This is a genomic window from Conexibacter woesei Iso977N (assembly GCF_000424625.1).
GTDB classification, from domain to species: domain Bacteria; phylum Actinomycetota; class Thermoleophilia; order Solirubrobacterales; family Solirubrobacteraceae; genus Baekduia; species Baekduia woesei_A.
In genome coordinates this window covers 358,854-380,163 of sequence record NZ_AUKG01000003.1, presented here as the reverse complement: position 1 = coordinate 380,163, position 21,310 = coordinate 358,854, and the positions used below count along the sequence as shown (strand labels likewise).

General features: G+C 71.8%; 24 protein-coding genes. 11 read left to right on the top strand and 13 right to left on the bottom strand.

The window, feature by feature from the left end; translation table 11 throughout:
- Nucleotides 1–259 precede the first annotated feature (259 nt).
- Together H030_RS0123385 and H030_RS0123380 are read right to left on the bottom strand one after the other, a co-directional pair.
- On the bottom strand, nt 260–1,366 hold the full coding sequence (locus H030_RS0123385; RefSeq protein ID WP_027007915.1) for an alcohol dehydrogenase catalytic domain-containing protein: 1,107 nt from the start codon (nt 1,364–1,366) through the stop codon (nt 260–262).
- Between the two features lie 34 nt (nt 1,367–1,400).
- Nucleotides 1,401–1,682 (bottom strand): hypothetical protein, encoded by a 282-nt coding sequence (locus H030_RS0123380; RefSeq protein ID WP_231398522.1) that lies wholly within the window; start codon nt 1,680–1,682, stop codon nt 1,401–1,403.
- Nucleotides 1,683–1,934: 252 nt separating this feature from the next.
- Between H030_RS0123380 and H030_RS0123375 the strand changes: the two genes are divergently transcribed.
- Both H030_RS0123375 and H030_RS0123370 read left to right on the top strand, forming a co-directional pair.
- Nucleotides 1,935–2,876: an NAD(P)H-binding protein gene (locus H030_RS0123375; protein WP_027007913.1), complete on the top strand. Its 942-nt coding sequence runs from the start codon at nt 1,935–1,937 to the stop codon at nt 2,874–2,876.
- Nucleotides 2,877–2,903: 27 nt separating this feature from the next.
- Nucleotides 2,904–3,344, top strand: a complete 441-nt coding sequence (locus tag H030_RS0123370; protein WP_081691084.1) for an SRPBCC family protein — start codon at nt 2,904–2,906, stop codon at nt 3,342–3,344.
- 30 nt (nt 3,345–3,374) lie between these two features.
- Here H030_RS0123370 and H030_RS0123365 read toward each other — a convergent pair whose 3' ends face one another.
- Nucleotides 3,375–3,899 (bottom strand): hypothetical protein, encoded by a 525-nt coding sequence (locus tag H030_RS0123365; protein ID WP_155892237.1) that lies wholly within the window; start codon nt 3,897–3,899, stop codon nt 3,375–3,377.
- 87 nt (nt 3,900–3,986) lie between these two features.
- Here H030_RS0123365 and H030_RS0123360 point away from each other — a divergent pair, with 87 nt between their 5' ends.
- Nucleotides 3,987–4,427 (top strand): winged helix-turn-helix domain-containing protein, encoded by a 441-nt coding sequence (locus tag H030_RS0123360; RefSeq protein WP_027007910.1) that lies wholly within the window; start codon nt 3,987–3,989, stop codon nt 4,425–4,427.
- A 56-nt stretch (nt 4,428–4,483) separates the two neighbouring features.
- Here H030_RS0123360 and H030_RS0123355 read toward each other — a convergent pair whose 3' ends face one another.
- The 3 genes from H030_RS0123355 to H030_RS34600 are packed head-to-tail and all read right to left on the bottom strand — an operon-like array spanning nt 4,484 to nt 8,143.
- Nucleotides 4,484–5,461, bottom strand: a complete 978-nt coding sequence (locus tag H030_RS0123355) for a malate dehydrogenase (RefSeq protein WP_027007909.1) — start codon at nt 5,459–5,461, stop codon at nt 4,484–4,486.
- 10 nt (nt 5,462–5,471) lie between these two features.
- Nucleotides 5,472–7,649: an NADP-dependent isocitrate dehydrogenase gene (locus H030_RS0123350; protein WP_027007908.1), complete on the bottom strand. Its 2,178-nt coding sequence runs from the start codon at nt 7,647–7,649 to the stop codon at nt 5,472–5,474.
- A gap of 53 nt (nt 7,650–7,702) precedes the next feature.
- Nucleotides 7,703–8,143, bottom strand: coding sequence for an Rrf2 family transcriptional regulator (locus H030_RS34600; RefSeq protein WP_035129341.1), 441 nt, complete (start codon nt 8,141–8,143; stop codon nt 7,703–7,705).
- 36 nt (nt 8,144–8,179) lie between these two features.
- On the opposite strand from H030_RS34600, the gene H030_RS0123340 reads away from it, so the two are divergent.
- Nucleotides 8,180–9,034 (top strand): NAD(P)H-binding protein, encoded by an 855-nt coding sequence (locus tag H030_RS0123340; protein WP_027007907.1) that lies wholly within the window; start codon nt 8,180–8,182, stop codon nt 9,032–9,034.
- A gap of 104 nt (nt 9,035–9,138) precedes the next feature.
- Nucleotides 9,139–9,555: a hypothetical protein gene (locus H030_RS0123335; RefSeq protein WP_035129340.1), complete on the top strand. Its 417-nt coding sequence runs from the start codon at nt 9,139–9,141 to the stop codon at nt 9,553–9,555.
- On the opposite strand, the gene H030_RS0123330 is transcribed toward H030_RS0123335, so the two are convergent.
- Nucleotides 9,552–10,484: a LysR family transcriptional regulator gene (locus H030_RS0123330; RefSeq protein ID WP_027007905.1), complete on the bottom strand. Its 933-nt coding sequence runs from the start codon at nt 10,482–10,484 to the stop codon at nt 9,552–9,554. The genes H030_RS0123335 and H030_RS0123330 overlap by 4 nt on opposite strands.
- A 106-nt stretch (nt 10,485–10,590) precedes the next feature.
- On the opposite strand from H030_RS0123330, the gene H030_RS39850 reads away from it, so the two are divergent.
- Entirely contained in the window at nt 10,591–13,134 is a 2,544-nt protein-coding gene (locus H030_RS39850) for a hypothetical protein (protein ID WP_027007904.1), read from the top strand.
- A gap of 57 nt (nt 13,135–13,191) precedes the next feature.
- On the opposite strand, the gene H030_RS40300 is transcribed toward H030_RS39850, so the two are convergent.
- Entirely contained in the window at nt 13,192–13,371 is a 180-nt protein-coding gene (locus tag H030_RS40300) for a hypothetical protein (RefSeq protein ID WP_027007903.1), read from the bottom strand.
- A gap of 101 nt (nt 13,372–13,472) precedes the next feature.
- Here H030_RS40300 and H030_RS34595 point away from each other — a divergent pair, with 101 nt between their 5' ends.
- Genes H030_RS34595 through H030_RS0123305 form a run of 3 tightly spaced genes read left to right on the top strand, consistent with a single transcriptional unit; the run spans nt 13,473 to nt 16,151 of the window.
- Nucleotides 13,473–14,078: a TetR/AcrR family transcriptional regulator gene (locus tag H030_RS34595; RefSeq protein ID WP_035129339.1), complete on the top strand. Its 606-nt coding sequence runs from the start codon at nt 13,473–13,475 to the stop codon at nt 14,076–14,078.
- Nucleotides 14,075–15,748 (top strand): acyl-CoA dehydrogenase family protein, encoded by a 1,674-nt coding sequence (locus tag H030_RS0123310; protein WP_027007902.1) that lies wholly within the window; start codon nt 14,075–14,077, stop codon nt 15,746–15,748. Before H030_RS34595 ends, H030_RS0123310 begins: the two co-directional genes overlap by 4 nt.
- A gap of 4 nt (nt 15,749–15,752) precedes the next feature.
- On the top strand, nt 15,753–16,151 hold the full coding sequence (locus tag H030_RS0123305; RefSeq protein ID WP_027007901.1) for a nuclear transport factor 2 family protein: 399 nt from the start codon (nt 15,753–15,755) through the stop codon (nt 16,149–16,151).
- Here H030_RS0123305 and H030_RS0123300 read toward each other — a convergent pair.
- Nucleotides 16,081–16,986, bottom strand: a complete 906-nt coding sequence (locus tag H030_RS0123300; protein WP_035129338.1) for a helix-turn-helix transcriptional regulator — start codon at nt 16,984–16,986, stop codon at nt 16,081–16,083. The genes H030_RS0123305 and H030_RS0123300 overlap by 71 nt on opposite strands.
- Nucleotides 16,987–17,105: 119 nt before the next feature.
- On the opposite strand from H030_RS0123300, the gene H030_RS0123295 reads away from it, so the two are divergent.
- A complete protein-coding gene (locus tag H030_RS0123295; protein ID WP_051223529.1) occupies nt 17,106–17,894 on the top strand; it encodes an SDR family oxidoreductase in 789 nt (262 codons plus the stop codon).
- A gap of 52 nt (nt 17,895–17,946) precedes the next feature.
- Here H030_RS0123295 and H030_RS0123290 read toward each other — a convergent pair whose 3' ends face one another.
- Both H030_RS0123290 and H030_RS0123285 read right to left on the bottom strand, forming a co-directional pair.
- Nucleotides 17,947–18,201: a hypothetical protein gene (locus tag H030_RS0123290; protein ID WP_027007898.1), complete on the bottom strand. Its 255-nt coding sequence runs from the start codon at nt 18,199–18,201 to the stop codon at nt 17,947–17,949.
- A 49-nt stretch (nt 18,202–18,250) separates the two neighbouring features.
- Nucleotides 18,251–18,829, bottom strand: a complete 579-nt coding sequence (locus H030_RS0123285) for a leucyl/phenylalanyl-tRNA--protein transferase (protein ID WP_027007897.1) — start codon at nt 18,827–18,829, stop codon at nt 18,251–18,253.
- Between the two features lie 17 nt (nt 18,830–18,846).
- Here H030_RS0123285 and H030_RS0123280 point away from each other — a divergent pair, with 17 nt between their 5' ends.
- Nucleotides 18,847–20,004, top strand: coding sequence for a site-2 protease family protein (locus H030_RS0123280; protein ID WP_027007896.1), 1,158 nt, complete (start codon nt 18,847–18,849; stop codon nt 20,002–20,004).
- On the opposite strand, the gene H030_RS39350 is transcribed toward H030_RS0123280, so the two are convergent.
- Together H030_RS39350 and H030_RS0123265 are read right to left on the bottom strand one after the other, a co-directional pair.
- Complete coding sequence (locus H030_RS39350) at nt 20,001–20,561, bottom strand: hypothetical protein (protein WP_155892235.1); 561 nt, start codon at nt 20,559–20,561, stop codon at nt 20,001–20,003. The genes H030_RS0123280 and H030_RS39350 overlap by 4 nt on opposite strands.
- Before the next feature lie 56 nt (nt 20,562–20,617).
- A complete protein-coding gene (locus H030_RS0123265) occupies nt 20,618–21,289 on the bottom strand; it encodes a pyridoxamine 5'-phosphate oxidase family protein (protein ID WP_027007894.1) in 672 nt (223 codons plus the stop codon).
- Nucleotides 21,290–21,310 lie beyond the last annotated feature (21 nt).

The following is a 21,310-nucleotide window of genomic DNA, read 5'->3' as shown; positions in this document are numbered from 1 at the left end:
GCGGCGTCGGGTCGCGTGTGGGCGCTGCCGCGCGCCGGCGGCGGCATACTGCGAACGGTCGCGGGACCGTGTGTAGCGAGTCCTACGACATGCGGACAGGCCCGAGGCACGGCCGCGGCGGGTGGCGGCAAAGACCGCTGGCCGTGGCGGCACCGAGGCAATAAGGATCAGTTGCCACGACGTCGGCGCGTAGGCGGCGACGTCCGCGGTCGCGAGTAGTGGCGGCGCCCGCAGCGCTCAGGGCCGTGTGTACCGAGTCCTAGAACTTGGTGATGACCGTCCGCACGCCCTCGTGCCGGTCCATCGCCGCGAAGGCGTCGTTGATGTCGTCCAGCGCGATGCGGTTGGTGACGAAGGACTCGAGGTCGAGGTCGCCGTTCATGTAGAGGTCGACGAGCTCGGGGACGCGGTCGCGGCCCTTGGCGCCGCCGAAGGAGGCTCCGGCGATGCGGCGGCCGGTGATGAGGTAGCGCGGGATCGTCTCCAGGACCTCGCCCTTCCCGGCGACGCCGGCGACGGTCGCCAGGCCCCAGCCCATCCGCGCCGACTCGACCGCCTGGCGCATCACCTTCACGTTGCCGGTCGCCTCGAACGTGTAGTCCGCCCCGAAGCCGTCGGTCATGTCGAGGATCTCCTGAACGGCGTCCGGACCGCCGACGAACGTGTCGGTCGCGCCGTGCGCCCGCGCCTGCTCCAGCCGGCCCTCGTCCAAGTCGATGCAGATGATCCGCTCGGCCCCCGCGAGCCGCGCGCCCGCCACCGCGCCCAGCCCGACCAGGCCGGCCCCGAAGACCGCCGCCGTGGAGCCCTGCTCCACCCTGGCGACGTAGAGCGCCGCGCCGATCCCGGTCGTCGCGCCGCACGCCAGCGTCGCGACGACATCCAGCGGCGCCTCCGGGTCGATCTTCGCCAGCGCGATCGCCGGCATCACGGTCGCCTCGGCGAACGTCGAGGTCCCCATGAAGTGCCGGATCCGCTCCTCGCCGCGATGCAGCCGCGTCGTCCCGTCGGGCAAGTACCCCAAGTTCTGCTGCTCGCGGATCGCCAGGCAGAGGTTGGTCTTCTCCGACCTGCAGTGGATGCACTCCCGGCACTGCGGCGAGAACAGCGTCACGACGTGATCGCCGACGGCGAGATCCGTCACGCCCTCGCCGACCACCTCAACAACGCCCGCGCCCTCGTGCCCCAGCACCGTCGGCGCGTACCCGGACGGATCGGCGCCCGACGCCGTGTACATGTCGGTGTGGCAGACGCCACACGCATGCAGCCGGACCAGCACCTCGCCGGGACCCGGGCCGTCCAGATCGACCTCCTGGACGACGAGCGGCTTGGCGAACTCCTCGAGGACGGCGGCGCGGATCTTCATGGCCCCGACCCTAACGGGCGGCGGCGCCCCCGGCTTACGCGTGCAGCGCGGCCTGCTCCTGCGCGGACGGGAACGCCCACGCGGCGGTCGTGCGACCCTGCTCACGCAGGTTGAAGCGCAGCTGGCGCGGCGGCCGCAGCCCCTCCGGATGGTCGGGGCGGAAGGTCGAGCAGGGCCGGTCCTCCGAAAGCGCGCAGAGCATGTTGCAGCGGAAGTAGCACTCCTCGCAACTCGGCTTCTTGTTCCGGGCGCGCGCCTTCGACATCCGTCCTGGGGTCTCCTTCTGATGCAACAGCTCGTTCACGACGTCGAGCATCGAAGCACGTCCGGGAGGGGCGCTGCAACGGGCGTTCCCGCAAATCGCATACATCTGCACCCGGACGGAAAACCGCCATCCCGCAAACGCCGGGAAAAGCTCCGAAATACCTGCACATAGCGGCAATCGGGCACCTTTTCTCCGTGTTTGCGGGGACATCGCCAGGAACTCCGACGCACCCCACCCGGACCTGCTAAGTCAACATGTAGGTGTTGGTTCGAACCCGGCGATCGGGCACGATGCCGGGACCCGATGGCCCACGTCCTCGTCACGGGCGCCAGCGGATACGTCGGCGCCGCGCTCCTGCCGCGCCTCCGCGCCGTCGGCCACGACGTGCGCGCGTTCGCCCGCGCGCCGGAGCGCGTCGCGGCCGCCGGCGTCGACATGGAGGACTTGGACGTCGTCACCGGCGACGCCACCACCGGCGCCGGCCTGGACCGCGCGCTCGACGGCATCGACGTCGCCTACTACCTGATCCACTCGATGGAGTCGGGGGCGCCGCAGGCCGACGGCTTCGCCTCCCGCGAGCGGCGCTCCGCGGAGCTGTTCGCGGACGCCGCGCAGCGCGCCGGGGTCCGGCGCGTCGTCTACCTCGGCGGGCTCGTCCCGAGCGCCTACGCCGCCTCCACGCACCTCGCGTCGCGCCTCGCGGTCGAGGAAACGCTGCTGCACGCCGCGCCGGAAGCCGTCGCCTTCCGGGCCTCGATCGTCATCGGCGCGCGCTCGCGCTCGTTCCGGTTCCTCGTGCGCCTCGTCGAGCGCGTCCCGGTCATGCCGCTGCCCAACTGGCGCGACAACTGCACGCAGCCGATCGACGGCCGCGACGTCCTCGCCTACCTGCTGGCCGCCGCGACCTCGAACGCCATCACAGGACCGCTCTCCCTCGACATCGCCGGCCCCGAGGTCGTCAGCTACGGCGCGCTGATCACCCGGATCCGCGACGCGCTGCTCCTCGGCCGCCCGCCGATCAACCTCAACTTCGCGCTCACGCCCGTCAGCTCCCGCGTCGCCGCCGCGATCGCCGGAGAGGACCACGCGCTCATCGGCCCGCTGATGGAGGGCCTCAGCGGCGACCTCCTGCCCCGCGACACCCGCGCGCCCGAGCTGCTGGACGTCAGGCTGCACAAGCTCGACGCCGCGATCGAGCGCGCGCTGGGCGACTGGGAAGCCACCGAGGATCTCCGCGCGCGCTGAGCGCCGTATCTCTAGGGTGAGGCGGCAGTGAGCGAAGTGTCCACGACTATCGACATCGACGCGCCCGTCGAGGCCGTCTGGAAGCTGGTCATGGACCCGCGCCGCCTGGAGGAGTGGGTGACGATCCATCGTCGCCTGATCTCCCACGAGGACGACGAGATGGTGCAGATGCTCCATCTCCGCGGCGCCAACTTCAAGGTCCACTGGCACCTGGACAAGTCCAAGGCGCCGACCCACGCGATCTGGAAGGGCCGCGGCCCCGCGCGTTCGCACGCCGAGACCGAGTACCGCCTCGCCGACAACGGCAAGGGCGGCACCCACTTCGACTACCGCAACGAGTTCAAGGCCCCGCTCGGCCCGCTCGGCGCCGTCGCCTCGCGCGCGCTCGTCGGCGGCCAGCCGCGCACGCAGGCCGACGCGTCCCTGCGCAAGTTGAAGGCCTTGGCCGAGAAGGAAGCGCGCGGCTAACGCGCGGCGCGCCGCGGCGCCGGGCGACCCCTACAGGATCGCCTGGACCCCGCCCGCGCCGATCCGCGCGTCGCGCAGCGCGACCGCGTCGTCCTCCAGCGCCTGCACCGCCACCGCCAGCGCGCCGCGCCGGTCGCGCAGGACCGCGTCGACCACCCGGACCGCCTCGGCCGCCGCGGTCAGCGCGCCCTTGCCCGCCACGTCCACGCCGATGATCCGCGCACGCGGTAGCCGCGTCTCGGCCAGCAGCCGCGCCACGTCGGCCAGCGGATCCCCGGACGCCACGACCACCACCGCCCCCGCGCAGCGCGCGGCGATCTCTGCGCCCGTGTCGTCGCGCAGACCATCCAACACCACCAGGTCGGCCCCGGCCGCGTCGGCCCAGCCACCGGCGCGCACGCGCGGCTCGTAGCCCTGCGCGACCGCCGCGCCGGCCAGGTCCTCCGCCAACGCCTCGGCCTCCGCGCCACCGAGCAGCGTCAGCGCCACGAGGTCCAGCTGCGCGATCAGCAGCGCCGCGGCCTCACCGGTCCGCGTCGTCGTGCTGCATGTCACCTTGCGCCGCAAGTTGACCACCACCTCCGTCCGTGTGACACTGACAACTTCCAGTAACAGTAACTACCTGAAGGCAGTTCAACCGACATGGCAGATTTCCTGGACGAGAAGCGGCGCGAGATGCAGGAGCGTCTCAAGGAGCTCCGTCCACTGGTCGACGAGTTCCACCGTCTCGAAGCCGCGGTCGCCGCGCTCGACGGCGTCGGCACGCAGCCCGCGCCCGGCGTCGCCTCGCGCCGCCGCAGCAGCAGCGGTGGCGGGTCGGGCAACTCCGGCTCCGGCGGGTCCGGCGGCAGCAGCAGCGGCAGCGGCAACGGCCGCCGCGGGCGCCCGCGCGGCACCGGCACGCGCGGCAGGCAGGCGCTGGAGCTGGTCCAGACCAACCCCGGCATCACGATCCCCGAGATCGCCGAGCAGATGGGCATCCAGCAGAACTACCTCTACCGCGTCCTGCCCGGCCTCCAGAAGGAGGGGCAGATCCGCAAGGAGGGCAGGGGCTGGCATCCGATGGAGCCCGCCAAGTCCTAGGTGTCGGTCGCCCCGGCGAAAGCACGCGCGCCGGGGCGGCCAACCAACCTGTAGGACTAGATCAGGCCCAGCTCGCGGACCGCGTCGCGCTCGCCCTTGAGCTCGTTCACGGTGATGTCGATCTTCGACTGCGCGAACTCGCCGACCTCGAGGCCCTCGACGATCTTGTAGGACCCGTCGCCGGACACCTCGACCGGGAACGAGGAGATGATGCCCTCCTCGACGCCGTACTGGCCCTGCGACGGCACCGCCATCGACACGCGGCCCGGCGCGCCGAGGACCCAGTCGTGGACGTGGTCGATCGCCGCGTTGGCGGCCGAAGCGGCCGACGAGGCGCCGCGCGCCTCGATGATCGCCGCGCCGCGCCTGCCGACGTTCGGCAGGTACTCGTTCTCGTACCACGCCATGTCGTCGACGACCTCGACGGCCGGCTTGCCGTTGACGGTGGCGTTGAACAGGTCCGGGAACATCGTCGGGGAGTGGTTGCCCCAGATGACGAGGTTCTCGATGTCGGTCAGCGCGACGCCGAGCTTGGACGCCAGCTGCCCGTAGGCGCGGTTCTGGTCCAGGCGCGTCATCGCGGTGAAGCGGTCGGCCGGGACGTCCGGCGCGTTGGACTGCGCGATCAAGGCGTTGGTGTTGGCCGGGTTGCCGACGACCAGGACCTTGATGTCGTCCGCCGCGTGGGCGTTGATCGCCTGACCCTGCGGCTTGAAGATCGCGCCGTTGGCCTCGAGCAGGTCGGCACGCTCCATCCCCGCGGTGCGCGGGCGGGCGCCGACCAGCAGGCCGACGCTCGCGCCGTCGAACGCCTCGTTGGGGTCGGCGGTGATGTCGATCGACTCCAGCAGCGGGAACGCGCAGTCGACGAGCTCCATCGCGGTGCCTTCAGCAGCCTTCAGCGCGGGCTCGATCTCCAGCAGCTTGAGCTTGATCTTCTCGTCCGGCCCCAGCAGCTGGCCGGAGGCGATGCGGAACAGGAGGGCGTATCCGATGGCACCGGCGGCGCCGGTGACGGTGACGGTCTTGGGCATGCGTTGAAACCTACGCGATCTCGGCCAGGGCCTCGTTGAGGGTGGCGGACGGCCGCATCGCCTCGGTGGCGCGCTGCGCGTCCGGATGGAAGTAGCCGCCGACGTCGACCGCGCCACCCTGGGCGCCGTCGAGCTCGGCGACGATCTGCGACTCGTTGGCGGCGAGCTTGTCGGCCAGCGGCTGGACCTTCTCCGCCAGCTCCGCATCGTCGGACTGGGACGCCAGCTCCTGCGCCCAGTAGAGCGCGAGGTAGAAGTGGCTGCCGCGGTTGTCGAGCTCGCCGACCTTGCGCGACGGCGAGCGGCCCTCTTCGAGCACGCGGCCGGTCGCCCGGTCCAGCGTGTCGGCGAGGATCTGCGCGCGCTTGTTGTCCGTCTTCTCCGCGAGCATCTCGAACGACACCGCGAGCGCCAGGAACTCGCCGAGCGAGTCCCAGCGCAGGTGGTTCTCCTTCAGGAACTGCTGGACGTGCTTGGGCGCGCTGCCGCCCGCGCCGGTCTCGAACAGCCCGCCGCCGTTCATGAGCGGGACGATCGAGAGCATCTTGGCGCTCGTGCCCAGCTCGAGGATCGGGAACAGGTCGGTCAGGTAGTCGCGCAGGACGTTGCCGGTGACCGAGATGGTGTCCTCGCCCCTACGGGCGCGCTCGAGCGTGAAGCGCGCGGCCTCGGCGACCGGCAGGATCTCGATCTGCAGGCCGTCGGTGTCGGCGGCGTCGAGCGCGGGCCGGACCTTCTTCAGCAGCTCCGCGTCGTGCGCGCGGCTCTCGTCGAGCCAGAAGACCGCGGGCGCGCCGGTCGCGCGGGCGCGGCCGACCGCGAGCTGGATCCAGTCCTGGATCGGCGCGTCCTTGGTCTGGCACGCGCGCCAGATGTCGCCGGCCTGCACGTCGTGCTCCAGGAGCACGTTGTCGTCCTTGTCGATCACGCGCACGGTGCCCGCGGAGGCGATCTCGAACGTCTTGTCGTGCGACCCGTACTCCTCGGCCTTCTGCGCCATCAGGCCGACGTTCGGCGTCGTGCCCATCGTCGCGGGGTCGAACGCGCCGTGCTGCTTGCAGTGCTCGACGGTCTCGGCGTAGAGCGACGCGTAGGACGAGTCCGGGATCACGCACTTGGTGTCCTGCTGCCTGCCGGCCGCGTCCCAGCCCTGGCCGGACGCGCGGATCAGCGCGGGCATCGAGGCGTCGATGATCACGTCGGACGGGACGTGCAGGTTGGTGATCCCGCGATCCGAGTCCACCATGTACAGGTCGGGGCCGTTGTTGATGGCCTCGTCGACCTTGTCCTTCAGGTCGGGGTGGGCCTTGAGCAGCGTGCCGAGCCCGTCGTTGTAGCTGACGTCGCCGACGCCGGCGAAGACGTCCGGGCCGACGAACGCGCGGACCGCGTGGCCGAAGATGATGGGGTCGGAGACCTTCATCATGGTGGCCTTGAGGTGGACGCTGAAGAGGACGCCCTGCTCCCTGGCCTCGGCGATCTGCTCGGCGAAGAACGCGTCGAGCGCGGCGCGGCGCATGACCGCGGCGTCGATGACCTCGCCCGCCAGCAGCGGGAAGGCGGGCTTCAAGGTGGTGGTGTTGCCGTCGGCGCCGACGTGCTCGATCCGGACCTCGGTCGCGTCGGCGACCGTCGTGGACGTCTCGGTCGAGCGGAAGTCGCCGTCGCTCATCGTCGAGACGTGGGTCTTGGAGTCCCTCGACCACGCGCCCATCGAGTGCGGGTGCTTGCGCGCGAACGCCTTGACGGAGGCGGGCGCGCGGCGGTCGGAGTTGCCCTCGCGCAGCACCGGGTTCACGGCCGAGCCCTTGACCGCGTCGTAGCGGGCGCGGGTCTCGCGCTCCTCGTCGGTCGACGGCTCCTCGGGGTAGTCCGGGATCGCGTAGCCCTGCTCCTGCAGCTCGGTGATCGCCGCCTTCAGCTGCGGGACCGAGGCCGAGATGTTCGGCAACTTGATGATGTTGGCGTCCGGCGTCTTGGCCAGCTCGCCCAGCTCGGCGAGGGCGTCGGCGACGCGCTGGTCGTCGCTCAGGCGGTCCGGGAACTGGGCGAGGATGCGGCCCGCGAGCGAGATGTCGCGGAGCTCCAGCTCCACGCCGGCGGTGGCGGCGAACGCCTCGACGATCGGCAGCAGCGACTTGGTCGCCAGCGCCGGGGCCTCGTCGGTGTGGGTGTAGATGATCTTCATGGGGTCGGTCGATCCCTCTGGTTCGCGGTCGGGTGAAGCGCCGCGGACGTTATCTAGGCGAGCGCGCGCAGGTCCGCCCCGGCCTTCGCCCTGCCCTGCAGCTCGGCGATGGTCGTTGCTTCCAGCTCGGCGGCGATCGCCCGCTGGGCGCGCTTGTCGATGTCGGTCAGGAGACCCTGGACCGAGCGGCCGACCGGGCAGTCGGGGTTGACCTCGCGCAAGCCGAGGACCTCCTGGTCCGGGCCGTGGACGACGCGCCAGACGTCGGCGAGCGTGATGTCCGCAGGGTCCCGGTTCAGCGACCAGCCGCCGCGGGCGCCGGAGCGGGACGTGACGAGGCCGGCGGTGCGCAGGGTGCCCAGGACGCGGCGGACGTGGACCGGGTTGGAGCTCGCGCTGCCCGCCATCTCCTCGGAGGAGAGGATCGCGGGAGCGGACCCCGCGAGCAGCGTCAGCATGTGGACGCCGAGGGCGAACTGGGTGTTCGTGGCCACGCTGGAATTGTAACCGCAACTGCTACGGTTACAGATATGAGCCTCGTCATCACCGGTGCGAGCGGCCAGCTGGGCCGCCGCGCCGCAGACCTCCTGTTGGAGCAGCACGACCCGTCCGACGTCGTGCTGCTGACCCGCAACCCGGACGGGCTGGCCGACTTCGCCGCCCGCGGCGCCGACGTGCGGCGCGCCGACTTCGGGGACCCGGCGTCGCTGCCGGCCGCGTTCGCGGGCGCGACGCGCGTCCTGCTGATCTCGACCGACGTCGTCGGCGAGCGCGTCGAGGGCCACAGCGCGGCGATCGACGCCGCCGTCGCGGCGGGCGCGTCGCTGATCGCCTACACGTCGATCCCGAACCCGGCGCCGTCGAACCCCGCCGCGGTCGTCCCCGACCACGCGGCGACCGAGCAGGCGCTGCGGGACTCGGGCGCGGGCTGGACGTTCCTGCGCAACGCGCTGTACAGCGAGTACCGGATCCCGGAGTTCCAGGGCGCCGCGGCGTCCGGGACGTTCGCCTACAACTCGGGCGACGGCGCGAGCGCCTACGTGTCGCGTGAGGACTGCGCGGCCGCCGCGGTCGCGGTCCTACTGGGCGGCGACGAGCACGCCGGCAAGGCCTATGACATCACCGGCGCGGAGTCGTTCACGGGCGCGCAGCTGGCCGAGTTGTACGCGTCGGTCAGCGGCAGGCCGGTGGCAGCCGCGCCGGTCGACGACGCGGCGTTCGTTGCCGGCCTGGAGGCCCACGGGATCCCGGCGCCTGCCGCGCAGCTGATCGCCTCGTTCGGCCGCGCGATCCGCGAGGGCCAGCTCAACCAGGTCTCGACCGCCGTGCAGGACCTGACCGGCCGCGCGCCGGTCGCGCTGCGCGACGTGCTCGCCGCCGCCTGAGCCACCGCGTGAAGAGGTGAACGGCAGTTCGGTGTTCGCATGGAACGCCTGCCTGCCGTTCACCTCCGCGGCTCCGCCGCTCCGCGCCTGGCAGGATGCGCCGCATGTCTTCGCGCTCCGTGCCCTCCGCGCTCGTCGTCTCCGGCCTGCTCGAGGTCGCCGCGGGGGCGATGGCGGGCTGGCCGTACACGCTCGTCCGCCAGGACCCGGAGGCCGCGCGCAGGCTCGGGATCAAGTCCGGCGCCCGGATCCGCCAGTGGCACCTGGACCTCGCGATGCTCGGCGGCCTGACCGTCGCGGTCGGCACCGCGGTCCCGGACGCGCCGAAGTGGGCGTCGGTCCCGCTCGGCGTCGGCGCCTGGACCAACGCCATGGCCTTCCTGCCGCTCGCGTTCATGCCGGAGTCCGACAGGCACCCGGTCTACCGCTCGCTCGCGGGCGCGTCGTTCATCGCGACGTCCACGGGCTTCGTCGGCATGGCGCTCACCGGCCTGCGGCGCCGGCGCGCCGCCAACCGCTAGCCCCGCGGCGGCAGCGCGGCGGCCGCCGCGAGGATCCGGCCGCGCAGCCAGCGGTGGCCCGGGTCGCTGGTCGACCGCGGGTGCCACGTGAGCGTCTCGACCAGCGGCGGGATCGCGAACGGCGGCGCGACGACGCGCAGCTCGGCCGCCTCGGCGAGCAGGCCGGCGAGCCGGCGCTGGACGAACGCGACGAGCCGCGTCCCGCGCAGCAGCAGCGGCCCGGTGACGAAGCTCTGCGCGAGCACGTCAGCCCGCGTGTCGTGCCCGAGCTCGGTCAACAGCGCGTCGACCATCGACGGCTCGGAGCCGACGCTGAAGCTGAGGTAGGGCGCCGCGGCGACGTCCGCGACCGTCATCGCGTCGGTGACCGCCGGGTTCCCGCGCCAGCCGGCGAGCACGAACTCGTCCTCGAACAGCACCTCGCGCGGCAGCCCGCTGTGGCGGCTGAGCCGGTCCGGGACGACCGCGAGGTCGACCTCGCCCGACTGCAGCCGACCCGCGTGGTCGCCCATGCCCTGGGCCACGAGCACCAGGTTGATGCCCGGCGCCTCGTCGGCCAGCGTCCGGACCACCGGCGCCATCAGGACGAGCGCCGTGTAGTCGGTGACCATCACGCGGAACGTCTGCTGGTCCTGGCGCGGGTCGAAGACTGCGTGCGAGGTGACGATGTCCTCGACCTCGGACAGGATCGTGTGGACGCGCTCGGCCAGGCGCTCGGCGAACGGCGTCGGGCGCATCGCGCGCCCGGACTTGACGAGCAGCTCGTCGCCGAAGAGGAGCCGCAGGCGCGCCAGCGCGGCGCTCGCCGAGGGCTGCGTCACGCCGAGGCGCTCGCTCGCGCGCGTGACGTTGCGCTCCTGCATCAGCGCGTCGAACGCCTTCAGGAGGTTGAGGTCGATGCCGCGCAGCGTGTTCCCGGGCGGAGCCATAGATGTCATCGATGGTCGTGCGTCGAAATTGTGATTTGCCGACGTCTTCGGGATGAGCATACAGTCGCGCGAGTTGTATGCAGTCTCAATTCGGAGGAGACGAACCATGCTGTCCCTGAGGTCCTGGCCCGCGCGCCCCGCGCTGGTCGTCATCGCGTGCGTCGCGCTCGCGCTGCTGGGCGGAGGCGCCGCGACGGCGTCGGCCGCCACAAACCCCTGCACGACCGCACCGACGCCGGTCGGCTCACCGCCGGCCAACCCGTTCGGCGCGAACGTCACGATCTTCGACCCGTCGATGTCGGTGAGCACGATCAACGCCGCGCTCAACGCCGCCCCGCCCGCCGGCGGCGGCCGGCGGCAGTTCTACTTCCTGCCGGGCACCTACGGCGACCCGTCGGTCACGCCGTCCACGGCGACCACGAGCAACGTCATCCAGGCGCAGGTCGCCAGCGGCACGGTCGTCGCGGGCCTCGGGTCCGGCCCGTGCGACGTGGTCATCAACGGCGCGTTGTCCATCAACAACGGCAGCCTCGCGATCCGGCCGAGCCAGATGTCGAACCTGACGATCAACCCGATCCAGTCCGGCGTCCCGGCGGGCGGGATGCTCTGGTACACGTCGCAGACCGCGACGCTGCGGCGGGTCAACATCCTCGGCAACCTGTACGTGTCGACGGTCACGCCGACCGCGGGCGCCTGCCAGAACCCGTGCGACCCGATCACCCAGGGCCTGCAGATCAACATCATCTTTGGCGTCGCCAACGGCTTCGTGATCGCCAACTCGGTGGTCACCGGCAGGGTCATCAACAACGACGGGTTGAACCGCCCGAGCCTGGAAGGCAACGGCGGCAACTCCGACATCTACTTCCAGCAGGACGACATCGGCGGCTACACCGGCTTCGGGTCCGACATGGTGTTCAACGGCACGCTCGGCGCGCCGAGCGACGACTTCGGCCCCGGCACGATCTCGCCCTACGCCGCGCCCGGGCACATCACCAACGTCACGCGCGCGCCGGTGATCCGCGAGGCGCCGTTCGTCTACTACGACGGCAGCGCGTTCCAGGTCTTCAGCCCGGCCGCGCAGTTCGACGTGCGCGGGCCCAACTGGAGCACGGCCGCGGCGCAGGGCGCGTCGCTGCCGCTGAGCTCGTTCTACCTCGCCACCGCGGCGAGCGACGACGCCACGACGCTGAACGCGGCGCTGGCGGCGGGCAGGAACCTCATCATGGGTCCGGGCACCTACGTGTTGAACGCGCCGCTGACCGTGACCCACCCCGACACGGTGGTGATGGGCCTCGGCGACCCGATCCTGCGCGCCGACAACACGACGACGCTGCTGGTCAAGGACTCCGCGGCGGGCTCGGTGTTCTCCAAGTTCAACGCGGACGGCCGCGCGTTCGACGCCAACGACGTCGGCCAGGTGCCGTTCGCCGACAACCAGATCGTGATCGGTGAGACACCGCACGGCGGTGGCTCCTCGAACGACCCGACGACGCTCAACGACGTCAGCTCGCAGAGCGGCTCGACCAACCTGTACCTGATCAACCAGGACTACACGATCCTCAACCAGGGCCAGATCCAGAGCAACAACAACTCGGGCGACGGCTACACCACCACCAACTGGACGGCCGCGTCGAGCAGCGACACCGGCGCGATCGTCAACGGCGACCACATCACGTGGCAGGGCATCTGGCTCGAGCACTTCAAGAAGACCCAGATCACCTGGAACGGCGAGTACGGCAACGTGACGTTCCTGCAGAACGAGCGCCCGCTGACCGTCCCGTACGACAACCCGGGCGAGATCGGCCAGCAGCCGCACGTGTGGAAGATGAACGACAACTTCGACGGGTACCCGACCCTGGCGATCGCGCCGGCCGTCGACCACTTCTCGCTGCACGGCTTCCAGTCCTGGAGCCGGCTCGGGAACGGCTGCTACTGCAACGTCACGAGCGTGATCACGACGCCGGTCAAGCCGGACGTCAGGCTCCACGCGTTGTTCACCGGTGAGATCCTCGGCTCGACGCCCGCGGGTACGACGCCCACGGGCGCCACGGTCGGCGGGGCGTTCAACCTCGTGAACCTGGACGGGGTCTCGGCGAGCGTGCCGTTCTCGACCGGCCCGTGGGGCGGGACGTCGGCGTGGCCCTACTCGGACGTCGCCGGCCACGGCGCGACGGCGCGGATCCGGGACTTCCCGGTCGCGTCCGACTACCCGGCTGCCGACACGACGGGGCCGAAGGGCGACACCGGTCCGGCGGGTCCGGCCGGCCCCGCGGGTCCGGCGGGTCCTGTCGGACCGACGGGCGCCACCGGCCCGGTCGGCCCGGTCGGCCCCGCGTCGGACGCGCCGGGCAGGCTGGCGGTCACGGTCAAGCACGTGACGGTCAGGTCCGGTGGCCGGAAGGTCACGCGGGCCAAGCTCACGCGGCTGTCGGTGAGCGGCCTGGCCTCCGGGTCGACCGTGAAGGTCGCCTGCGACGGCGTCGGCTGCGGCAGCGCGAGGGCGACGTCGGTCAGGGCCAGGGGCACCTCGGTCAACCTCGTCACGACGAAGACGGTCCAGGGCAAGCTCCTGGCCAAGAACACGCTGATCAAGGTGACGATCAGCGCGTCCGGGCACCGGACGCACACGCTCTACTACGTCACGAAGTAGCGCGCGCCTGAAGAGGCGGCGGCGGGCAGGCGCTCCGGCGCTTGCCCGCTGCTCGTCTCAGAGGCGCTTGCCCGACGTCAACGCCCGGACCCACGACGCCGCGCGCTGCCCGATGCTCGGGCCCGCGTCCCAGCGCCGGAAGTCCAGCTCCGTGCCGCACACCGCGCACCCCGCCGCGAACGGCGAGACCCGCTCCCGGCACTTCGGACACCGGCTCCGATCCTGCTGCTTCTTCACGATCGCGCAGGAAAGCACACCGCGATATTCCTCGCAAGCATTGCTGGCTGCTCGTCCAGCGGTTTGCCCGAAGGCGTGAATCGTGGTTCACTTCTTCGTGGATGGCGTATCGGCCAACAGAGCGCACCGAGGCGAAGCGGGCGCAGACGCGCGCGCAGATCGTGCGCGCGGCCGGCGAGCTCGTCGCCCGCGGCGGCTACCGGGAGGCGCAGGTCGCCGAGGTGGCGCGGCGCGCCGGGGTCGCGACCGGGACCGTCTACCGGCACTTCCCGTCGAAGGCCGACCTGTTCACCGAGGTCTTCCGGGTCGCGTCGCAACGCGAGGTCGACGCGGTCGCGGAGGCGGCCGGAACCGCCGGGCAGAGCGCCGCCGCCGAGCGGATCGAGCGCGCCGTGTCGACGTTCGCGGCGCGCGCCCTCCAGGGCCGGCGCCTGGCGTGGGCGCTGCTCGCCGAGCCGGTCGACCCGGCCGTCGAGGCCGAGCGCCTGCAGTTCCGGCGCGCCTACGCCGCTGTCTTCCAGCAGATCATCGAGGACGGCATCCAACACCATCAACTTCCCGAGCAGGACGCCGGGTTCACCGCCACCGCGCTCGTCGGCGCGATCGGCGAGGCGCTCGTCGGCCCGCTCTCCCCCACCCACGCGCCCGCCGACGCGGACGCGCTCATCGCCCACCTGACCACCTTCTGCCTGCGAGCGACCACATGAGCACGACGACCAACCCCTACGACTTCACCACCCACGAGGTCCTCAACCAGGTCCCGCCGCTCGACGGGCGCAACCTGTTCCTGGACAACACGCCGCTCGTCGAAGGCCTACAACGTGAGGGCGGCGGCTGGGCGCACGAGCGCGCGGTCGAGGTCGGCGCGTTCTGGGCCGGCGACCCGATGCGCTGGGGCTTCGAGGCCAACGAGAACCCGCCGGTCCTGCAGACCCACGACCGCTACGGCAACCGCCTGGACTCGGTCACCTTCCACCCCGCGTGGCACCAGCTGATGGCGCGCGGCGTCGCCGACGAGATGCACGCGCTGCCGTGGAACACCGACCAGCCGGGCGCGCACGTCGCCCGCGCGGCGCTCTACATGTCCGGCACCCAGGCCGAGGCCGGCTTCGGCTGCCCGATCACCATGACCTTCGCGGCGGTGCCCGCACTGGAGGTGACGCCGGCGCTGGCCGAGGAGTGGATCCCGCGGCTGACCGCCACCGGCTATGACGGCGCCCTGAAGCCGACGACCGAGAAGCCCGGCGCGATCTGCGGCATGGCGATGACCGAGAAGCAGGGCGGCTCCGACGTCCGCGCCAACACCACCCACGCCACCCCGATCGGCGCCGCGGGCGAGGGCGAGGAGTACCTGCTCGTCGGCCACAAGTGGTTCTGCAGCGCGCCGATGAGCGACGTCTTCCTGGTGTTGGCCCAGACCGACGAGGGCCTGTCGTGCTTCGTCGTCCCGCGCTTCCTGCCTGACGGGACCAAGAACTACGGGTTCCAGCTCCAGCGGCTGAAGGACAAGTTGGGGAACAAGTCCAACGCGTCGTCGGAGATCGAGTTCAAGAACGCCTGGGGCCGGATGCTCGGCCAGCCGGGCCGCGGCGTCCCGACGATCATCGAGATGGTCGGCCACACCCGCCTGGACTGCGTGATGGGCAGCGCCGGCGGCATGCGCGCCGCGGTCTCGCTCGCGACGTGGCATGCGATGCATCGCTCAGCGTTCGGCAAGACGCTGATCGACCAGCCGCTGATGCGCAACGTCCTGGCCGACCTGATGGTCGAGAGCGAGGCCGCGACCGCGGTGTCGCTGCGGCTGTGCCGCGCCTACGACGAGGCCATGGCCGGCGACGAGCGCGCCGACCACTTCAAGCGCCTCGCGACCGCGGTGGCCAAGTACCACGTGTGCAAGCGCGTCCCGAACCACGCGTTCGAGGCGCTGGAGTGCCTCGGCGGCAACGGCTACGTCGAGAACTCGGGGCTGCCGCGGCTGTACCGCGAGGCGCCGCTGTGCTCGATCTGGGAGGGCTCGGGCAACGTGATGGCTTTGGACGTCCTGCGCGCGCTGGCCCGGACGCCGGAGGCGCTGGACGTCTTCCTCAGCGAGCTGGACACCGCCACCGGCAGCGACACGCGCTACGACGCCTACGTCGCGACCGTGCGCTCCGAGTTCTCGCGGCCCGCCGAGCTGGAGCACCGCGCGCGGCTGGTCGTCGAGCGCATGGCGCTCGCGCTGCAGGCGTCCCAACTCCTCCAACATGCTCCCGCCGCCGTGTCCGACGCCTTCCTGGCGACCCGGCTCGGCGACGGCGGCGGCCTGCACTACGGCACGCTGCCGCCGGGCACGGACGTCGACACCATCATCAACCGCCACCAGCCGCAGGTGAACTGAACGCATGAGCGCTGCAATCAACTTCCGCACCGCCGTCGAGAACGCCGACATCGAGGCGGCGCTCGGCGCGCTCTCGCCGGACGTCGTCTTCCACTCGCCGGCGGTCTTCAAGCCCTACAGCGGCAAGGAGACGGTGAGCGCGCTGCTGCGGATCGTCTTCGAGACGTTCGAGGACTTCCGCTACACCGACCAGCTGTCCGGCGACGCCGACGCGCCGGTGCACGCGCTGATCTTCCGGGCCCGCGTGGGCGACCGGGAGCTCGAGGGCATGGACCTGGTCCGGATCGGCGCCGACGGGCTGATCGACGACTTCACGGTGATGATCCGGCCGCTCAGCGGTCTGGTCGCGCTGGCGCAGACGCTCGGTCCGAAGGTCGAGGCCGCGGGTCTGAAGGCGGGCTAGCCGCCATCGACGACAACAACGCGAGGGCCTGGGCCGACGGCGACCCGGGCTCCGCGTGGTACACCGCGAGCATCTGGCCGTCGGCGCCGTTGATGGAGAACGTCTCGTAGTGCAGCTCCAGCGGGCCGACGAGCGGGTGCATGTAGGACTTGGTCCCGTCGGTCTTGTCCCTGACGTCGTGGCGCGCCCACAGCTTGCGGAAGCGCTCGGACTTCAGCGAGAGCTCGCCGATCAGGTCGGTCAGCGCGGGGTCGTCGAGGTCGGCGCCGACCGACGCGCGCAGCGTCGCCACGGTCTCGACCGCGACGTCCTCGTATTCGGGGTACAGCTCGCGCGCGTAGGTCTCCTCGAGGAAGAGCGACCGCACCAGGTTGGTCGGCGGCGCGCAGCGCGGGTTCAGGGCGAGCGACAGCTCGTTGGCCGCCAGGACGTCCATCCGGCGGCCCAGGATGAAGGCGGGGTTGTTGGTGAACTGGGCCATCATCGCGACCAGGCCCGGGCGGACGCGCTCGACGCGCGCGGGCCTGCGGCGACGGCTGCGCGGCGCGGGGCGCGTCAGCTCGTGGAGGTGCGCGGCCGCGTCGTCGTCGAGCTGGAGCGCGCGGGCGAGCGCGTCGACGACCTGCTCGGACGGGTGCTGGTCGCGGCCCTGCTCGAGGCGGACGTAGTAGTCGGCCGAGACGCCGGCGAGCATCGCCAGCTCCTCGCGGCGCAGGCCGGGGACGCGGCGGCGGCCGTAGTCCGGTAGGCCTACATCTTCTGGGCGGACCTGCTCGCGCCGGGCCCGGAGGAAGGAGCCGATGGGGTTGTCGGCGCTGCCGCTGGAGCCTGCCATGGGTTCCACGGTACCCCGCGTGGGGCGGTTGCTGAGTGGCCCTGGCACTACCAGGGTTGGGACTCCCGGGGTTCGGGGGGCTCTGGCTAGCGGGCGGTGCGGCGCGCAACATGGTGGTCATGAGCACCCCCGCAACCGAGTCTGTGAGCAAGAACGACAACAAGCCGCTGTGCGGCCGCGTGGCGGTCGTGACCGGCGCCACGTCGGGGATCGGCGCCGCGACCGCGGCGCGCCTGGCCGCCGACGGCGCGGCGGTCGCGCTGGTCGGCCGGCGCGCCGACCGGCTGGAGGCGCTGGCCGGGGAGCTGGATGCCGACGGCGGCGTGATCCCGGTCGCTTTGGATGTGTCGGATGCCGCGGCGGTCGCGCGCGCCGCGGAGGAGATCCGGGCGCAGCTGGGCCGCGTCGACCTCGTCGTCGCGAACGCCGGGCAGATGCTGGCCGGGCCGTTCGAGGACCAGGACGTCGACGAGTGGGACCGGATGCTCGACGTCAACGTGCGCGGGCTCTTGCGGGTGGGCCGCGCCTTCGCGGACGACCTTCTGGCGGCGGCCGCCGAGGGCCTCCCGGCCGACCTCGTCCACGTGGGGTCCGTCGGCGGGCACGAGAAGTTCCCCAACTACGCCGTCTACTGCGCGACGAAGGCAGCGGTCGCGCACCTGACCCGCAACCTCCGCGTCGAGCTCGGCCCGCGCGGCGTGCGCGTCAAGACCGTCGAACCCGGCCTCGTCGCCACCGAGCTCGGCGACCACATGGTCCACCCCGCCGGCCGCGCCTCGCTGGAGCAGTTCGCCGGCCTCCAAGCCCTCCAACCCACCGACCTCGCCGACGCGATCGCCTGGTCCGTCGCAGCCCCGCCGCGCATGAACGTGGCAGAGCTCATCGTCGTCCCGACGACGCAGGGCTAGCCACACGCCGAACCGCCGCGGTCGCCATCGGCGATCGCGGCGTCGCCTCGCTCTAGCCGAGGGCTTCGAGCTCGCCGCGGAACGCCATCACTTCGCGTTCCACTGCCAGCTCGTCGCCGCGCATCTGGCGCAGCTTGGCGATCGTCTCGGCCAGCGAGCGGGCGCGGTCTTCGATCGCGCGGAGGAGCTCGGGGTCGTCGAGGTCCTCCGGCTGGACCTCGGCGAGCGCGCGCAGGTGGTCGTCGAGCCAGAGCTCGCGCTCCAGCTCGCGGCGCTGCGTCCAGGTGAGGCGGTCGCCGGTGTCCATGACTTCACTAAGTGTAGTCGGCACATCCGTGCTCAACTTGTGAGATACGTCACCACCGGAGCGCGTCGGCGAGGCGCCGCTCGTACTCCTCGCGCGGGATCTCGACGGCGCCGAGGCGCAGCGTGTGCGGCGTCGAGGTCTGGATGTCGCACAGCGTGGCGCCGGCCCGCGCGAGCGCGTCGAGCGTCGCGCTCACCAGCACGTTCCCGGCGTGCGGCACGCGGTGCCACATCGACTCGAGCATCGCGGCACGCCCCAGCGTCACCGCGATCAGCCCGGCGGCGAGCCTCCCGTCGGCCCAGATCTCGAACGTCTGCGCGTGCCCGGCCGCGTGCAGCACCCGGTACAGCTGGTGCATCCGCGGCGTCAGCCACACGCCGTCGCCGGGCGCGCGCGGGCGCCCGCAGTGCTCGATCACCTCGTCGAACGCCGCGGAGATCCGCAGCTCCCAGTCGTCGCGGGCGCGCAGCGAACGGCGCACGCGGCGCCGCAGCGCGGCCCGGGACGCGTCGTCCAGCGGGAGCACCGTCCGCGGGTCCGCGACCCACCACGGAAGCTCCGCGGAGTCGTCGTCGTCCATCGGGAACAGGCCCTGCGCGTAGAGACCGAGGATGGCGTGGTGGTCCACGCGTCACAATGTGCCGGATGTTCCGCTCAGGTGGATCGACGCAACTCGCCCGCGTCTTCGGAATCCGGATCGGTGCCAGCCCCGGCTGGTTCATCTTCCTGTTCCTGATGATCTGGTGGCTGTCGGCGCGCTTCACCGACGAGCTGCCCGGCGCGAGCGACACCACCACCTACGCGACGGCCGTCGCCGGCGCGGTGCTGTTCTTCCTCTCGATCGCCCTGCACGAGCTGGGCCACGCGGTCGTCGCGCGGCGCAACGGCATCGAGGTGCTCGGCATCGACCTGTGGGTCTTCGGCGGCCTCGCGAAGCTCTCGCGCGACAGCGAGTCGCCGGGTGAGGAGTTCCGGATCGCCGCCGCCGGGCCGTTCGTGACCTTGGTCCTGACCGTGATCGGCGTGGTCGCCGTGGCGATCTTCTCGCACGCGAACCTGGGCGACAACCTGGCGGGCGACGTCGTCGACTCCTCCCCGGGGTTGGCGCTCGCCGCGTGGCTGGCGCTCGTGAACTTCGGGTTGTTGGTGTTCAACCTCGTGCCAGGCTTCCCGCTCGACGGCGGGCGGATCGCCCGCTCGATCGCCTGGAAGATCACCGGCGACCGCAACCGCGCCACCCGCTTCGCCGGCCGCCTCGGGCAGGGCTTCTCATACATCTTGATCGGCTTCGGCGTCTACCTGCTGGCGACCGGCGACGCCGCCGACGGGCTCTGGCTCGGGATCCTCGGGTGGTTCCTGTCGCAGGGCGCGAGCAGCGCGGTCGTGTCCTCGCAGTTCGCCGAGCGGATCGAGGGCGTGACCGCGGGCGACCTGATGGACAACGACCCGGTCGCCGTGCCGCGCGACACGACCGCGCTCGCCGCCCAGGACGAGTTCTTCCTGCGCTACCGGCTCCCGTGGTTCCCGGTCATCGACACCGCCGGGTTGTTGGTGGGGTTGCTGCGCCAGGACATGGTGGAGTCCGCCGTCGCCGGCGGCCACCCCGCGCTGCGCGCCGACGAGCTGCTGAAGACCGGCGAAGGCGACCTCGTCTCGGTCGCCCGCGACGCACCGCTCGAGTCGCTGCTCGCGTCCGAGCCGCTGCGCTCCTTCGGCGCGCTGGCGGTGGTGGACGCCGAAGGCCGCCTCTGCGGCCTGCTGACGCTGGACCGCGTCCGCCGCGCGCTCGCCGCCAGCGTCTAGGTGATCGTCACGGTCGCGGGGAACGCGATCGTCCCGGTGAGCGTCCCGCTCGTCGCCCTCGGGCAGAGGATGCTGCCGGAGACGGAGACCGTCACCCTCGCCGTGGGACTCTCGGTGATCGCGTGCGTCGTGTTGCTCCAGCCGTTGCCGGCGATCGACGCGCCGCTGACGGTGATCGTGCACAGCGGCGTCGTGCAACCGCCGACCTTCATGACGAAGTTGACCGGCGACTCGGTGACCGTCGTCGTGCTCGTCGCCGTGAAGGTCCAGGGCGACGACGACGTGGCGCAGCTCGACCCCGCGATCGTGCTGCTGCAGGCGCTCCACGTCGGCGGCGCGTTCCTGCCGGTCGCGTCGGTCGTGACCGCGATGGCGCCGCTCGCGACGATGTTCCCGCCGATCGTGCAGCTGACCGAGATGCCGCCGACCGACAGCGTCTTGACGCCGGAGAACGGCCCCGTCACGGTGCTCTGAGGATTCCATTGCAGCGCGGTCGCGCCGGGCGCGGCGACGACGAGCAGCGCGGCGGCGAGGATGACGGGGCGCAGGGATCGCATGCGCTGAGCATCGCGTAGCGCTCTGCGCTGCTCAAGAGCCAGCTGGCCGCCGGTGCCTAGGGGCGACGGGCGGCGGTCCAGTCGATCACGGACTCGGGGACCGGGATGCCGGGGCGGAGCTTGGTGTCGGGCTCCAGCTCGCCTGGGACCAGGCGGAGTGGGAGGACGCCGGCCCAGTGGTCCAAGGTGTAGTCCTCGGGTTCGTCGTTGGGGCCGCCGTCGCGGACCTTCGCGGAGGACTCGTCGAGGTGGAGGGCCAGGATCTGGGTGCCTTTGAGCTCCTGGCGTGATGGTGGGCGGCATTCGGACCAGCGGCCGGGGATCAGGCGCTCGGTGAAGGCCTCCAGCGCGGCCATGCGCTCGTCGTCGCCCTCGACCAACCGCGCCTCGCCGAGCACGACGGCCGACCGGTAGTTCATGGAGTGGTTGAACGCCGAGCGTGCGAGGACGAGGCCATCGATCAGCGTCGCGGTCAGGCAGCAGCCGACGCCGGCACCGGTCGTCCGGACCATCCGCGACGCGGTCGAGCCGTGGATGTAGACCTCGTCGCCGACCCGCGCGTGCAGCGTCGGGATGACGTAGGGCTGGCCGTCGACCGCGAACCCGAGGTGCGCGACGAGCGCCTCGTCGAGGATCGCGTCGATCGTCGCGCGGTCGTAGTCCGCGCGCGCCGGCGCACGCCGGACCCGGACGCGGTCGGACGGAGCTGGGGAGAAGGAGCGGGCCATGGCCCCAGACCGTAAGACCGA